Origin of the sequence: Plantactinospora endophytica, from assembly GCF_016862915.1 — a bacterium.
Lineage (GTDB): Bacteria > Actinomycetota > Actinomycetes > Mycobacteriales > Micromonosporaceae > Plantactinospora > Plantactinospora endophytica.
The window spans coordinates 361805-377152 of sequence record NZ_BONW01000016.1 but is presented as its reverse complement, the minus strand read 5'-3'; the positions used below and the strand labels follow the sequence as shown (position 1 = coordinate 377152).

Annotated in this window: 12 protein-coding genes; 4 read left to right on the top strand and 8 right to left on the bottom strand. The window is 72.6% G+C overall.

What is annotated here, in order from left to right; all coding sequences use genetic code 11:
- Nucleotides 1-248: 248 nt before the first annotated feature.
- The 4 genes from Pen02_RS17545 to Pen02_RS17530 all read right to left on the bottom strand — a co-directional run bounded on the left by Pen02_RS17545 (nt 249) and on the right by Pen02_RS17530 (nt 5917).
- Nucleotides 249-1769 (bottom strand): alkaline phosphatase PhoX, encoded by a 1521-nt coding sequence (locus Pen02_RS17545; protein ID WP_203867121.1) that lies wholly within the window; start codon nt 1767-1769, stop codon nt 249-251.
- 33 nt (nt 1770-1802) lie between these two features.
- On the bottom strand, nt 1803-2741 hold the full coding sequence (locus Pen02_RS17540; protein ID WP_203867120.1) for a DUF6999 family protein: 939 nt from the start codon (nt 2739-2741) through the stop codon (nt 1803-1805).
- Nucleotides 2738-4558, bottom strand: a complete 1821-nt coding sequence (locus Pen02_RS17535) for a 3-oxoacyl-[acyl-carrier-protein] synthase III C-terminal domain-containing protein (RefSeq protein WP_203867119.1) — start codon at nt 4556-4558, stop codon at nt 2738-2740. The genes Pen02_RS17540 and Pen02_RS17535 overlap by 4 nt, the downstream gene beginning before the upstream one ends.
- 174 nt (nt 4559-4732) lie before the next feature.
- Nucleotides 4733-5917 (bottom strand): serine hydrolase domain-containing protein, encoded by a 1185-nt coding sequence (locus tag Pen02_RS17530; protein ID WP_239140888.1) that lies wholly within the window; start codon nt 5915-5917, stop codon nt 4733-4735.
- A gap of 435 nt (nt 5918-6352) precedes the next feature.
- Between Pen02_RS17530 and Pen02_RS17525 the strand changes: the two genes are divergently transcribed.
- Nucleotides 6353-7366: a DUF5954 family protein gene (locus Pen02_RS17525; RefSeq protein WP_203867118.1), complete on the top strand. Its 1014-nt coding sequence runs from the start codon at nt 6353-6355 to the stop codon at nt 7364-7366.
- A gap of 71 nt (nt 7367-7437) precedes the next feature.
- Here the strand turns inward: Pen02_RS17525 and Pen02_RS17520 are convergent, their stop codons facing one another.
- From Pen02_RS17520 to Pen02_RS41830, 3 genes are all read right to left on the bottom strand, one after another.
- Nucleotides 7438-8154: a hypothetical protein gene (locus Pen02_RS17520; RefSeq protein ID WP_203867117.1), complete on the bottom strand. Its 717-nt coding sequence runs from the start codon at nt 8152-8154 to the stop codon at nt 7438-7440.
- Between the two features lie 146 nt (nt 8155-8300).
- A complete protein-coding gene (locus tag Pen02_RS42570) occupies nt 8301-10622 on the bottom strand; it encodes a rhamnogalacturonan lyase (protein WP_203867116.1) in 2322 nt (773 codons plus the stop codon).
- Between the two features lie 220 nt (nt 10623-10842).
- On the bottom strand, nt 10843-11199 hold the full coding sequence (locus Pen02_RS41830; protein WP_239140886.1) for a DoxX family protein: 357 nt from the start codon (nt 11197-11199) through the stop codon (nt 10843-10845).
- Between the two features lie 159 nt (nt 11200-11358).
- On the opposite strand from Pen02_RS41830, the gene Pen02_RS17505 reads away from it, so the two are divergent.
- From Pen02_RS17505 to Pen02_RS17495, 3 genes are all read left to right on the top strand, one after another.
- The gene (locus tag Pen02_RS17505) at nt 11359-12270 is read left to right on the top strand and encodes a sigma-70 family RNA polymerase sigma factor (protein WP_203867114.1); all 912 of its coding nucleotides are present in this window, start codon (nt 11359-11361) and stop codon (nt 12268-12270) included.
- Between the two features lie 104 nt (nt 12271-12374).
- Nucleotides 12375-12902, top strand: a complete 528-nt coding sequence (locus tag Pen02_RS17500; protein ID WP_203867113.1) for a barstar family protein — start codon at nt 12375-12377, stop codon at nt 12900-12902.
- 74 nt (nt 12903-12976) lie between these two features.
- Nucleotides 12977-14374, top strand: a complete 1398-nt coding sequence (locus Pen02_RS17495) for a serine hydrolase domain-containing protein (protein ID WP_203867112.1) — start codon at nt 12977-12979, stop codon at nt 14372-14374.
- Nucleotides 14375-14598: 224 nt separating this feature from the next.
- Here Pen02_RS17495 and Pen02_RS17490 read toward each other — a convergent pair whose 3' ends face one another.
- Complete coding sequence (locus Pen02_RS17490; RefSeq protein ID WP_239140884.1) at nt 14599-15330, bottom strand: NADPH-dependent F420 reductase; 732 nt, start codon at nt 15328-15330, stop codon at nt 14599-14601.
- Nucleotides 15331-15348: the final 18 nt, after the last annotated feature.

The window sequence follows — 15348 nt, the reverse complement described above, 5'->3', positions numbered from 1 at the left end:
AAGAACGGAAAGGCGTCTCGTCACCACGGCCAGCGCCCCGAGGGTGCGCGCAGATGTCCCCACGCAGCGAAGACTGCTGCGAAGCGGACTGGAACTCAGCGGTTCAGGGGGCTGACGGCGTGACCGAAAGCCCCCACCCTGGATGCCTCAGGGCTCGACATGGTGCAGACACTACTCGGTCGCACCGGCCGTCGAGCAACCGCGTTCCGCCCGGGGCACGTGTCGTCGACCTCCTGCCCGGAGGGATGTCACAGCGAGCCGTTGTGCCAGGGGCCGGTGATGGCGAACGTGATGCCCGGAGTCTGGATGTTCGCGAACAGCCAGTTGCCGCGTCTCGGCTCGAAGGTCGAGCCGGCCCACTCCCGGGTGCTGTAGTCGCCAGGTGCGATCGCCGGCTTGCCCGGCACACCGTCGGGGATCACGACGTTGTTGGCCGCGAACGGGAAGATCTCGCCGTCGGTGGTCAGCCCGTGCATGAACTGCACGCCGCTGCCGTCCTCGCAGAGCACGATGCCGCCACGCGGGCTGACCCCGATGTTGTCGGGATTGCTGAGCACGTCCTGGCCGGGCGACGCGAACAGCACCCGCAGCCGACCGTTGCGCGGGTCGAACTCGAAGACCTGACCGAGTCCGGCCGGGCCACCGCTGGTCGAGACGATGTAGACCAGGCCGTTGCCGTACCAGGCGCCTTCGAGCCGGGAGAACGTCGCGCCGCCTCTGGCGACGCCCTGGTCGGTCGGGCCGGGCGCGCCGGGCTCCGGGTCGGGGTCGTCGATCCGTACCCAGGACGTGTTCCGGTACGCGGTCCCCATCGCGTCGCCGCTGGTGTCGTACGACGCGTCGCCGATCTTGAGCATCTCCAGCACGCCACCCCGGTGCAGGTCACCGCGCCGGTGTGGCCGGAACCGGAAGAACCCGGCCGAACCGGCGTCCTCGGTCTCGTAGACGTACCCGGTCGCCGGATCCACGGCGACGGCCTCGTGCTCGAAGCGGCCCATTGCGGTCAGTGGTCGAGGATCGCCCCTGCCGCTGCGCGGCACCTCGAAGACGTAGCCGTGCAGCCTGCCGCTGGTCGGGTTGACGTCCGAGGTCTCCTCGCAGGTCAGCCAGGTCCCCCACGGCGTCGGTCCACCGGCACAGTTGCGTACGGTGCCGGAGAGGCTGGCGTAGCTCTCGACGAACTCCGCGTCGTCCAGGTCGAAGACGACGGTGGAGGTGCCACCTCCGGCGTCCGGGTCGTAGGCGGGGGTGGCGAACCTGCCCCCGAAGCCGCTGACCTCGTGGTTGCGGACCAGGTTGACCCGGTTCCGGCCCCGGCCCCGGTCGTCGTCGCCACGGCGCCGGTCGTCGTCGTGGTCGTGGTCGTGCTGGCCCTGGCGGTCCATCCGGAACGCCGCCATGCCGTCGTGCAGGGCCGGGGTGGCGATCCCGTCGCCCATCCGGTCACCGGTCCAGCCGTAGCTGAGGTATTCGAAGCCACGGGGCAGCATCAGCAGCGGCAGCCCGGTCGTCTGGTCCCGGACCGGGACCAGCGGACCGTAGTCGCGGCTGTGCGGGTGCCGGGCGCGCCGGTCGGCCGTGGCCCGCGCGGACCGCGCGGCGAGCGCGTCCAGCGGCACGAGCGCGGTGGCGCCGGCCGCGACCGCACCGGCGAGCAGTGCCCGCCGGCCCAGCCCGCCCCCGTCGGTGTCACCCGGCTGCGCCGGGGCGGGGTCGGAGGTGAGGTCGGAATCGAAGGACTCGGCTTCGGTGCGGTGGATGTCGGCCACAGGTACCTCCCGAGGTGGAGAGTACGAACACGGTCAATCCGCGGTTCCGCTCGACTGCGACGTTGCCGGCCCGTGGCCGACGGGCGCAGTGGAGTCCGTGGAACGGCTGGCCGACACCGAGGTGAACACCTGGGGCACCGGGTCGGGGCGGGTCACCGGCTCCTGCCGTCCGGCGAGTTGCCTGAGTCGCTCGTGGGCGTACTCGCAGACGACCGCGTGCTGGTAGACCGCCTGCGGTACGTCGACGCCGCTGTCCACCCGTACCACCGGGATGCCGGAGCACCAGCGCAGGAACGTCGGGTCGCCGGTCAGCTCGGCGAGGACGACCAGCAGCGAGTCGTCCAGCCGCAGCGAGTGCACCGCGCGCCGGTACTCGTCGTCGGTCAGGCAGAGCGCGAACGGGATGTTCATCAGGCACAGTGCCGTCTGGATGTCGAGCCGCGCCAGCCGGGGCACCCCGGGCGACGCGTCGATCGCCGGCACGGTGAGCATGGAGAAGTCGAGCACCTCCGGTCGGGCCGACCGGCCGCCGAGGCCGAGCCCGGTGAGCACGGCGTAGACGTTCAGGTCGTGTTCGATGACGGCGGAGTCGCCGAGTCCGGCAAGGGTCGTCGGGCGCAGCGTGACCTCGTCGACGCCGGGCGGGGCGGAGTTGCGGACGACGAAGTTGAGCAGGTTGGTCTCCACGACGAAGTGCCGGATCAGCAGCGTCCCGGCGGTCGCCGAGACGAACCGGCGGAGGAACCAGACGCACAGGGTGTCCATCGTGGAGTGCGCGGACACCGGCACCGGAAGGAGTCGCTTCCCGATCCGGATCAGCGTGACGGCCAGCCGGGACAGCGGGCGTACCACCGGATAGAGCCAGCGCCGGGACGGCCGGCGCTGGTCCGCGACGACCAGTTCCAGGGTGGCCCGGTCGAACGGTACGGTCGGATCGGCCAGCAGCGCCGTCCAGATGCCCGGCCCCCTCATCCGGTCACCTCCGCCAACTGCCAGGCGTAGAGCCGCGCCACGACCTCGGCGGTACGCACGATGCGCTCCGCCCGGGCCCGGTCGACGACGTCGGAGCGCAGCATCCGGGCCAACTCGGCGAAGTGCCCGTCGTCGGCCGAACCGTGGTACCGGAGGAACCGGGTCTGGTCCTCGCCCAGGTCCAACTGCTCGCGCAGCCGGTCCGCCCAGTCGGCGGCGAGCGCCGAGCCGAGACCCTCGATGACGAACATCGCGCCGAGCAGGTCCACCGGGTCCGGCTGGCTCGCCTGGTGGAACAGGTACGCCGACAGCGCCTCGGAGCCCAGGTTCTTGCGACCGTTCCGGATCTCGGCCAGGTCTCCGCCGACCGCGCAGAAGTCCTGTTCCAGCAGGCGGAAGTCGCGATGCTCCTCGGCGGCGTGCCGGATCGCCGCACTGCGCAGGTCGAACAGCTCCACCGAGAAGTTCGACGCGGCCCGGCTGATCCACCGACCGCCCTCCACCACCTGCTGCCGCAGGTGCAGCAGCAGCGCCCGGTAGTCGTCGACGGTCGCGGTGCCGGCGTCGATCCGGCTGACCAGCGGAGTCTGCCGGACCCGGCGTTCGAAATCGGACCAGACCCGGGCCAGTTCCATCACGGTCCAGCGCACCGTGTCGGTGTCCCCGGTGTCCGGCTCGCCGAGCGGCGACGGGGTGACGGTCGGCGCGGTCCGCCCGGCCGGGGCGGCCCCGACACAGGTCAGGTGGGCGAACGCGAACGAGAACCGGCCGGACTCCGGCACGATCAGCAGGATCCGGTCACCGGGCCGGAACCGGCCGCCGTGCCAGGCTTCCTCCAGCATCACGAAGATGCTCGCCGCACCGGTGTTCCCCCTGGTGTGCAGGTTCGTGAACCAGCGCTCCTCCGGGATCATCAGGTCGGCACCCCGCAGCAGGTCGAATATCTCGCCCCGGAAGTGCTCCGCGCTGTAGTGGCACAGCACGTGGTCGACGTCGCCCGGCCGGAACCGGCCCTGGCGCACCAGTCCCACGAACTCGCGCAGCCCCAACCGGAACAGCCGGGGCAGTGCGCGTACGTCCTGGCGCAGACGCAGCATCCCCTTCCGGTCGGCCTCGGCGGCGTCGGGCAGGTCCAGCCAGCTCCGACCGCCGCTCCCGCCCGCCGACATGCAGACCGGGTACTGGTGCGCGTGCGAGACCAGGTGCGTCCAGTCGACCCGCAGACTCAACCCGTCCGGGCGGGGTGCCGGTTCCACCACGACCGCACCGGCACCGTCGGAGAGCGTCCAGCGCAGGAACTCCGCGTCGAAGTCCGACCGGCCGCCGTCGTACCGGCACTGCCGCAGCGACCGGCTGACCAGTTCCGAGCCGACCACCACGGCGTTGTCGTGCTCGCCGAGGCGCACCGCCCGGACGGCTGCCGTCAGGGCCGCCATGCTCGACGCGCAGACTCCCCCGGCGGCCAGGAGTTCCAGCTCGGTACCGCCGAGCCGGCCGTGCACCATCGAGGCGAAGCCGGGTACCAGCAGGTCGCCCTGGGTGGTCCCGGCGGCGAGCATCCGCAGTGACTCCAGCGGCAGGTCACGGTGCTTGAGCGCCCGCCGTACCGCCTCTGCGGCGAGTTCCTCGTTGAGCATCGTCGGCTCGCCGCGCTCGTCGAGCGCGTAGTGCCGGGTACGAATACCGTTGGCCGCGAGCACCCGGCGCCGCCACGCCGCCGCGGTGCCGTCGCTGCCCAGTCGTGCGGCCATCTCGTCGTTGTCCAGGGGCTGGCCGGGCAGGTACGCGCCGGCAGCCGTGAGGTACGCGTCAGCCATACCGACTAGCAGGCCACCCGGGACGACCGGGCGCAATCCCCCTGTGAACTCAGGCGTTCTGGTGGCCGGTACTCATCCGCACCCGGTCCGCCCGGGGTCCGGGTGCGCCGGTCGTCGTGCCGGCCACCCGTACCGCAGCCCGTCGGTCGCGGTGCGGGTGGCCGGACGTCGGCGCTACCCGCCGCTACCGCACAGCGCGTCCTCGACCACCTCGTCGGACCGGCGCAGCACCGCCAACGCGGCCTCCTCCTCGGCGAGCTGGGTGGTCAGGGAGAGTACGACCGCCCGCCGACCGTCGTCGGTGACGCCGTTGACGGTGCTCGTCCCGGGCACGTCGCCGCCGTGGCTCCAGTACCCGCCGCAGGCGTTCGGCGCCCACATGATCCCGAGGCCGTACCGGGCGCCCGGTTGGTATTCCTGGAAGGTCTCGGCGAGCACGGTACGCCGCATCTCGGCCAACTGGGCCGGGGCCAGCAGCCGGCCCTGGTGCAGTGCCTGCCAGAAGCGGACCAGGTCGGACGGCGTGCTGACGAGGTCACCGGCCGCGTACGCCATGGTGGTGTTGAACCGGGTCGTGTCGTCCAGCGGCCCACCCGGCTCCCACTGCTGGTAGCCCTTGGCATGCGGCTCGGGCAGGTGCGCCCGGTCCCCCGGGCTGGACGTCTCGGTCAGGCCCAGCGGGCGCAGCACGCGGTTGCGCAGTTCCACCGCCCAGGTCCGGCCGGTCACCCGTTCGATGAGCATCCCGGCGAGGATGTAGTTGGTGTTCGAGTAGTCCCAGCTGGTGCCCGGAGCGAAGTTCGGCGGATGGGCCAGGGCGAGGGCCACCAGCTCCTCGGGGTCGTAGTGGTCGAACCGGTGCCGGGCGTACCCCTCGGCGGAGGAGAGGCCGGGCAGGTCCCAGGTGTAGTTGTAGAGGCCGCTGGTGTGCTGGAGAAGCTGCCGGACGGTGATCCGCCGGCCGTCGTTGCCGTTCCCGGTCACCAGGCCGGGCAGCCAGCGCTCGACGGTGTCGTCGAGCCGGAGCCGCCCCTCGCCGACCAGTTGCAGTACGACGACCGCCGCAAAGGTCTTGGTGTTGCTGCCCATCCGGAAGTAGCCGTCCCTGGGTACCGGTGCTCCGGTCGCCAGGTCGGCCGTCCCCGCCCGGGCATAGTTCTCGCGTACGCCGTCGCGGGCCAGTGCCTGCACCCCGGTGATGCCGAGGGCGTGCAGGTCCGCCACGCCGGTACGCAGCCACCCTGCACTGTCGACGGTCGGGGTCGCGTACGCGGGCGGTGCGGCGGCGACGCCGAGCATCGCGGCCACCAACGCCGCCACCGTCAGGCGCCGGACACCTCGGGCAATTGAGCCGGACATATCGGTCTCCTCCTCTTTCGACCAGGCAGCTCCCAGCCTAAGAAACCGGTCTATGTCGGGGTATCGGTGTTCGCCCCCAGGGGAGGTTCCCGGTGAGGACAACCCGACCTGGGATGTGGGTGCCCGCACCACCTGTAGAGCGTCCTAGGACAATATTGGTCCGAGCGCGCCGTCAATCGCGGGGAACCTGTCCGGGGCGGCCGTATGGTTCAGCTCCGGCCGGCCGCCGACGCGGACCGGCCGCATCCCTGACTTGTCCTCGTGAGGAGATTCGGGGCTGGAGCCGGCTCCCGCAACCGTCCCGGCACCGGCACCTCGGCCGATCCAGGTGATCTGCGAGCACCCACCGCGCACCGCGGATCTGTACCACCGTCGTGCGGAACTGTACGAGCGCGGAGGGCTGCGAAGCGAAAACGGTCGGGGCACACTGCGTGCATGAGTCATCACGGTGAGCAGGTGCCGGATCATCTGCTGATCCGGATCACCCAGCGGAACGATCCGGTGTCGGCGGTATCCGAGGACGACGCACGGCGCCGCTCGGTCGCCTACCCGAAGCTGATGTGGGGTGCGCCGGTCTTCGGCCACGCCGAGGAGGCGGCTTCGGGCCGGTGGCGAATCCTCGGTCTCGGCGGCGACCAGCCGCAGGGCAGCCGGGACGCCCTCGGCTCGCACTTCCGGCGCCTGTTGGGCGAGACACCGGAGACCGCCGGGCACGCGGCCGTGCGGAGGGAGTACCAGGCGGCGATCCGGCTGCTGGACTGGGAGGTGGTCGACGACCTCACCGTCGACGGCCGCCGCTACCGGATCATCCGCGCCCAGCCGTTCGTCCGAATGGGACCGGACGGGCCCGAACCGCCCCGGCCCACCGACCCGGACCCGTACCCGCCGGGCCGGACGCGGAGCGCCCGGTCGCCGGAGGAGGGCTTCGTCATCGACCCGACCGCGACCACCGGCCTCTCCGACGGCCTGCTCCGTCTGGAGATGGTCCCCGCGTGCTACCAGGCCGGAATCGTCCCGGACGAGGTACGGGCCGACTCCCGCCGAGCGCTGGCCACCCATCCGAACGTGGTACTGCTGCCGGTCGGCTTCACCGTCGGCGAGTACGTCGACCGGGCCTGGCAGCCCCGGTCGTTCACCACGTACCCGACCCCGCAGGCCGCGCGTGACTCGGCTGCCTTCCGGTTCAGCGACATCGTGCCGAACGAGGACGCCTCGCTGGACGAGATCCGGGCCGCGTACACCCGGGCGCTGGAGCAGTTCGAGGCTCCCCGGACGGACGAGTTCGAGATCCGGGGCGTCCGCTGCCGGGTGACCCGGGTGGAGCGGTTCGTCCGGGTCGGCCCGGACGGTCCGGAGGGGCCCCGACCGTCCGACTGGGACCCTGAGCCGCCGCCGGAGCTGCACTGCCAGCAACTACGGGAGCAGGGGCTGCTGCCCGACCCGGACTGAGCAGCGGCGGGCCGCCCTGTCGACGTACCCGATTCCGGCGAGCCGACCGGATGGCCGGGCCGGCGCGGATGTCAGGCGGTGGTGGGGCGCTCGGGGCGGCGGGGTCGGAGTCGGCGGCGGCCCGCGACGAGGCCGAGCCCGACGAGGGCCACGACCAGCAGCGTGCCACCGACCAGGAAGGTCCGCCGCGACGTCGCCTCGGCCGGGTCCGGCGCCGCCCGGGATCCGGCCGGCGCGGCGGCGGCACCGCTCTCCTCGACCGGTGCCGGGGCGGCCACCTCGCTGTACGGGTCACGGTCCAGGTCGACCGGCACCGTCGGCGGGCGGATCGCGCCGGGCCAGTGCTTCTCGGTCTCGGCCGACTGTAGCGGCGACGGCACGCCGAGCACGGTCAGCTTCCCGGGCGCGGTGAGGGTGCCGATCCGGTAGTCGGCGAACCGGCCCTGCACGGCGACCACCGTCCACACCCCGGAGCGAGGCACCGCGACCGCCGCCGCGTAGTGCGCCGGCTCCGGCAGCGCCGACGCCGGGAACGACACCGACTCGCCGTCGGCGCCGACCAGCCGCAGGGCCACCCGACCGAGGTCACCCTCGTAGGGATGGAAGCCGTGCTGGAGCACCCAGAGTCCGACCGTGTAGCCCCGGCCCGGCTCCAGTCGCTCCGGCAGCGGGTCCAGCAGCGTCACGGCGAAGTTGCCGGCCCGGGCCGGTGCCGACGTCAGCAGCGGGGCGCCGGCCAGTCCGACGAGGATCGCGGCGACGGCGGCGAGAATCCGACGGGTACGCATGGTTGACCACCTCCACCGGGGACGAGCCGCGTACCCGCCGCCCGGTTCCCGGGACGGCCGCGCCGATCCGCCGGCCGGTCGGGGTGGCCGCGAGCACGCCGACGGGCCCGGCGCCGTGGAGGCGGCACCAGGCCCGTCGGCGCCGGTCAGCGGCCGGGTAGCGGCACCCGGGCCCAGTCGATGTCCGAGCCGAGATAGAAGCTCGGGTACGACGGCTGGTTGTAGGTGGTCTGCTGTCGGGCCACCTCGACCCGGTACTGCGGATCGTGCATCAGGGTGTAGAGCTTGCGGTCGGTCAGCTCGGTGCTCAGGTGGATCCGGATCGCCGAGCTGTCCACGGTGCGGGTCAGCAGTTCCTCCCGCCAGTCGCCGAGCACGTCGGCGACCAGCCCCGGGTTGCCCTTGGTGCCGTTGTTGGTCCGGGTGCCGTCGGCGGTGAGCAGCCGACCCCGCTGCCAGTCGTCGATGCTCGGGGTCACCTCCCCGGCACCGTTGACAATCTGGGTGGTCATGTCGGCCGCCCACCTGATGCTCTGGTTGGTACCCGGGATCACGGTGCCGAGCAGGTCCCCGTCGGCGGTACGCAGCCCGGGGCCGTCCGGCTGGCCGCCGACCACCGTCGCCCAGGTCTCCAACCCCGGCTCGGCGGGTACGACGTCGCCGACCATGCCGCGCCCGGTGTCCACGCCGGTGTAGCCACCGTAGATCACCTCACCGGTCGCGGCGTCCCGCAGCGCGTAGCCGTAGGGCGCACCGCTCGCGCCCTCGTGCACCATGAAGATCTCCAACCCGGGACGGGCCGGGTCGATGTCGGTGACGTGCATGGCGTCGCCGTGCCCGACCTTCGCCCGGGCACCCGGGTTGGCGCTGCCCGGCGGCAGGATCCCGTAGGAGCTGTAGAGCAGGCTGCCGTCGTCGTCGATGGTGGCGCCGCCGTAGACGATCTCCTGCTTGCCGTCGGCGTCCACGTCGGCGACGCTGAGCGAGTGCGCGCCCTGCGTGGTCAGGGTGCCGTACTCCGGGTCGGTACCCTCCCGGCCGTGCGGTCCGTCGTTGAACGGGTTGCTCATCGGCACCCAGCCGCTGTCGACGTACCAGTCCTCGCGCAGTCGCCGGCCGTCCCACCGGTACGCGACCAGGGTGGCCCGGGTGTAGTAGCCCCGGGCGAAGATCGCCGACGGGTGCCGGCCGTCCAGGTAGGCCACCCCGGAGAGGAACCGGTCGACCCGGTTGGCCGGCTCGATCCGGCTCATCGCGTAGTCGCCCCACATCAGCCCGTCGTCGTGCCGGCCGGGCTTGTAGTGGATGGTCTGCAACTCACGGCCGGTGGCGCCGTCGAAGACGGTCAGGTATTCCGGTCCGTCCACGACGAAGCCCTGGAACGCCCGCAGCGCGTTGCGGGTGCTCCGGGCCGGGGCGTAGACGTCGACGAAGTGGTCGACCAGCGTCTCGGCGTCGGCCCGGGACAGCGGGTAGGAGTAGGTCGGCGTGATCCCGAACGCCTGCTCCAGGGTCGCCGGCCAGCGTCCGGCCAGCACCTCCGGGTGGCGGTGCCAGCCGAGGAACAGGTCGACCAGCTTCTGCCGGTACTTCTCCGGGGTCAGCCGGTAGTCGTCGGTGTGCGCGTAGCCGGCCCGTACGTCCTCGCGGGGCATCGTGACGAAGCGTTCCGAGACGATCCCGCCGCGCCGGTCGTACCGGGTGACCTTGGTGCCGGGGGCGGTCTTGAGCATCGTCTCGGCCCGGCCGTCGCCGTCGAAGTCGTAGACCAGGAACTGCGTGTAGTGCGCCCCGGCCCGGATGTTGACGCCCAGCGAGATCCGGTGCAGCAGGGTGCCGTCGAGTTCGTAGGTGTCGAGGAACACCTCGCCGGTGTAGCCGACCTGGGAGACGTCCTTGGAGTTCGACGGATCCCACTTGACGACGTACTCGTACTGCCCGTCGCCGTCGACGTCCCCGACGCTGAGGTCCGAGGCCGAGTAGGTGTACGCCTCACCGGTCGGGGTCACGCCGTCGGCCGGCCTGCGCAGCGGCAGGTCGCGGTGGCCGGCGGCCCACGGGGCGGCGGGCGCGCTGCGGGCGGCGGTCCGGCCCCGGACCACGGCCGCGACCTGGTAGCTGGCGGTGCCCGTGCCGGCCCGGTCGAGGTAGTTGGTGCTGTCGGTGACGGTGGCGATGCGCCGCCCGTCCCGGTAGACGGAGAAGTCGGTGCCGGTCAGGCCGGCGCCGCTCCGTCCGGTCGCCTCGGTGCCGAGCAGTCGCCAGCTCAGGAACACTCCGTCGGCGGTGGCGACCGCGACCAGGCCACGGTCGAGCTGTTCGAGGCCTGGTCCGGGCTTCCCTGCGCCGCCGGGCTGGGCGGTGACCGCCGTCGGGCTGGCGACCAGCAACGTGGTCACCGCGACGCCCGCGACGACGGCCCGGGGCAGCACGGTGAGCGTCCGGCCTCCCCTGGTTCGAGATCTCATGGGTCTCCAATGTGGGTGCGACCCGATCCTCGGGTGGGACGAACCGACCGGGCTGAAACGATACAATCCACTGAGGATTGTGGATTCCCGATGGCCTTGTCAAGGCACGTCGCCCCGGACCATCTGCGCGGCGTCCCGTGCCGCCCGAACTACCTGCGCGGCGTCCCGTGCCGCCCCGGGGCACCCCGCCCCGGGCGGCCGACCGGTGTGGCGGCGGCCGTCAGCCGGTCGCGGCGGCGTCCAGCACCAGGCAGGCGAGAGCGAGTGCCAGGAAACCGCCGGCATAGCCGACGTTGTGGAAGACTCGGGCGCGCAGGTGCACGGTGACCGCGCCGACGAAGAACAGCACCAGCCCGATCGCGGCGGCGAGCCCGACCAGGGGCACGCCGAGCAGACCGAGCAGCAGGCCGGCCGCTCCGGCGGCCTTGAGCGCGGCGAGCGGCGGCAGCCAGGACGGCGGCACGCCCACCTCGGCGGAGTTGGCCAGCACCGACCGGGTCCGGGCCAGGTCGACGGCGGCGCTCCAGAGGCAGGCGACGGCGGTCACGACGACCACCACGACGTACGCGGTCAGCACGGCAGACCTCCGGGCGGCAGGCTGTTCCGGGGCGGCAGGCTCGGGTGGGTGGGACGGCACAGCGTCGGTACTCTCACAGCGTCGGTCTCCTCGGTTCGCGAGTACGGTCGTCTCGGGCTGGTCACCCCCATGACGTCCGATACCTCCAGAAGGTGACCCATGAGTGCCGACGAACTCCTCGCCGACCGTTTCGCCCGCGACCGGCCGCATCTGAGGGCGGTCGCCTACCGCATGGTCGGTTCGCTGCCCGACGCGGAGGACGCCGTCCAGCAGGCGTGGCTGAAGGCCAGTCGGGCCGACCTGCGCGAGGTGCGGAACCTGACCGGCTGGCTCACCACCGTGACGGCCCGGGAGTGCCTGGACCTGCTACGGACCCGGCGACGCCGCGCCGAGGTCGCCCTTCCCGAGCCGGAGTTCCCGGCGCCCGAGGCGGGTCCCGGGGGCACGCCGGTGCGGACGGCGGAGGAGGAGGTACTCCTCGCCGAGTCGGTCGGGCTGGCGCTGCTGGTGGTGCTGGACCGGCTCTCCCCGGCACAGCGGGTCGCCTTCGTGCTGCACGACCTCTTCTCGGTCCCGTTCGACGAGGTGGGCCGGGTGCTGGATCGTTCGGCGGTGGCGGCGAAGAAACTGGCCAGCCGGGCAAGGAACCAGGTGCACGGCGCCGCTCCGGCCGACCGGCGGCCAGCCGCCCGGCACCTTCCACTGGTGGCGGCCTTCCTTGCCGCGTCCCGGGGCGGTGACCTGGAGACCCTGCTCGACCTGCTGGCGCCCGACGTCGTCCGCCGGGCCGACCCGGTGCTGCTGCCGCCCGGCATGCCGACGGAACTGCGCGGGGCGCGGACGGTGGCCGAGGAGACCCGGCACTTCGCCGCCCGGGCCCGGATGGGCAGCGTCGCCTGGGCCGACGGCGGTCCCGGGATCGTCATCGCGCCGGGTGGCCGGCTGATGGCCGTGCTGCGGCTCACCGTCGAGGCGGGACGGATCGCCATCATCGAGGTGGTCGGCGACCGGGCCCGGCTCGACGCGGTGACCATCGCGCTGCCACCCGGCCCCGGACGGTACGCCGGCTGAACCGACGTGCTGGTCGCCGTACCGGCCGCCTCCGCCGTGATCGGTGAGCGGGATCGGGGATGTGGGCCGGTCGGCGGCCAGCACCTGCGTTAAGATCATCACCTATGACGGTCGGTGACCGGGATGCGCGCCGCGCCATGGGTGAGCACCTGCTGGGCAGTTCTCCGGTGACCCTGTTCCATCGCGTCGACGTCCTCGACCGGACACTCGCGACGCTCCGGGAAGCCGGCTACCACGTGCTACGGGCATCGGCCACGCAGTGGCGGACCCCGAAGGACATGCACCGGGAACTCGCCCGCCTCCTGCACTTTCCGGACTACTACGGCGAGAACCTCGACGCGTTCAACGACTGTCTGGGCGACGTCGCCGAGCGGGCGTACGGATTCCCTTCCGATGCCACCGGGCTCGTCCTCGTACTCACCGGCTACGACACGTTCGCCCGGGAGTTTCCCGAGCTGGCGCACGGCCTGCTCGACATCTTCGCCCTGCGGTCCCGGGACGCCCTGCTCTCCGGTGAACACCTCGTCTGCCTGGTCCAGTCCACCGATCCACGCTTCTCGCTGCCACCCGTGGCTGCCACCCCGGTGCCGTGGAACGAGGCGGAGCGGCGCGACACCGACCGGGACGCCTGACCGCACCCGGGGTGCGCCGTCCGGGCGAGACTGCCGGGTGGTGTAAACGGAACGCGGCTGCCAGGATCACCGCCATGGGCATCACCCGTCGTACCCTGGTCAGTGCCGGCCTCGCCGCCGCCACCGCCGGTCTCACCGCCTGCGACAGACCCGACCCCGGGCATTCCAAGGCGGCCGGCGGCCCCGGCGGGACGGCGAGCGTGACCACCGGCGGAAGCCCGGCCGGGAACACCGCCGGTACGCCCGGCACGGGCCCTACCGGCGCGGCGCCCGCCACCGGCGCGGCCGGTCCGGCGGCCGTACCCGATCCGGTGCCGGGCAGCCGGTTCCGGTACGCGGCCGACGTGACCGCCCTGCTCGACCGGCACCTCCCGGCCACCGCGTCGACGTTCCAGCACAGCGGCTTTCCCGGCGCGGTCGCCCTGGTCCTGGTCAGAGGCGTGACGACCGCGCACACCGCGGTCGGCGAGGCGCTGCGCTACGGCGCCGGACCGAAGCTGCTGCCGGCCGCCCAGCGGGTCCGGATGCGCCCCGACTCGATCTTCGACCTCGCCTCGGTCACCAAGGTCTACACCACCATCCTGCTGCTTCAGCAGGTCGAGAAGGGCCGCGTCGACCTCGCCGCCCCGGTCCGGGACTACCTGCCCGGGTTCACCGGCACGGGCAAGGACCGGGTCACCGTCGAGATGCTGCTCACCCACACCAGTGGTCTGCCGGTCGGCGCCAAGGTCACCGGCCTGCCGGACAACACCGCCCGCTGGAACGCCGTCCTGGCCACCCCACTGCTCGCGGGAGCCACTCCCGGCGACACGTTCCGCTACTCCAGCGTCGGCCTGATGGTCGCCGGCAAGATCGTGGAGAAGGTCACCGGTCAACGCCTCGACCAGGCTCTCAAGATCAACCTCACCGGTCCGCTCGGCCTACGCGACACCGGCTTCAACCCCAACACCTGGCTCTCCGCCGGGGCCCGGGCCGACCGCCTCGTCGCCACCGACGCCCGATCGTCCCGTGGGCTGCTCCGGGGCACGGTGCACGACGACGTCGCCAACCATCTCGGCGGCATCGCCGGGCACGCGGGCATCTTCGCCTCCGCCACCGACCTCGCCGCGATCGGCCAACTGCTGCTCGACGGCGGCACCTACCGGGGCAAGCGCATCCTCTCCGCCGACACCGTGACCCGGATGCTCACCAACCACAACGCCGGCAAACCCGCCGTCGACCCCGACCGGCCGCAGCGCACCTCCGCGCACGGCCTCGGCGTCGTCCTCGACCAACCCTGGTTCATGGGCAGGCTCTCCTCGCCCCGCACCTTCGGCCACACCGGCTTCGCCGGCCCTTCGCTCCTGGTTCACCCCGGTCGCAGGCTCGTCCTCGCGCTGCTCACCAACCGGGCCCACCCGAACTGGAGCTGGGCCGACCCCGACCCCGTACGCGCCGCCGTGGCCGACCTGCTCGCCGCAGCCGTCAGATGATCGACGGCACCCGGCGGGTCGACGTCGCGGGTGGCGAGTGCCGCACCCGGTGATCCGCCGTCCCTCGCCGCACCGCCGACGCCCGCAGTGCCACCGTTCCCCACAGCGCCACCGTTCCCCCACAGCGCCACCGTTCCCCCACAGGGCCACCGATGCCCGCAGTGCCACCGTTCCCCGTAGGGCCGCCGGTGCCTACGGCGCGGCGGTTGGCGACGGTTGGTCGGTCAGTCGGAGTCGTCCCGGCCGTCGTCGGTACGCATCGGGTCGGGCAGCGGTACGGCGCCCACGGCCGACTCGAAGTCGGGTCGGCGCAGCGAGGCACCGAAGACGGGCCCCCCGGGTTCGAACAGGCGCCCGGCGGCCAGGCTGTCCACGCGTACGGCGTCGTAGCCGACGCGTTCGACGAGTTCGGCGACCAGATCCGTCGCGCCCTTGTCGTCGCCGGCGACGCCGAGCGCCCGCCGCTGCGGGTCACCGGTCGGCCGGCGCTGCTCCTCCAGCTCGTGGTAGCCGGTGTGGTTGAAGGTCTTCACCACCACCGACCCGGCGAGCCGCCGGGCGACGATCTCGCTGCTGCCGTACCGGGGATCCTCGAACATCTCCTGTACGCCGTCGGTCGGCGGCCAGTAGTTCATCGTGTCGACGACCAGCTTCCCGGCGACCAGCCCGGCGTCGAAGTACGGGAAGCGGTGCAGCGGGATGGCCAGCACCACGAGGTCGGCGTCCCGGACGGCGTCGACGGCCCAGCGCGGCTCGGCCCCCGGCACCAGGATCTGGGTGATCAGGGCGATCTTCTCCGGGTCGCCGGAGGCGGCGAGCGTCACGGGGTAGCCGGCGGCGAGCGCGACCCGGGCGATCGCCGGGCCGACGTGCCCGGCGCCGAGCACGGCGATCCGAGGCAGCGATCCGGGCACCGTCAACGGCAACGATCCGGGCATCCTGTCCGATTCGGTCATGATTCTCCGGCCCAGCCT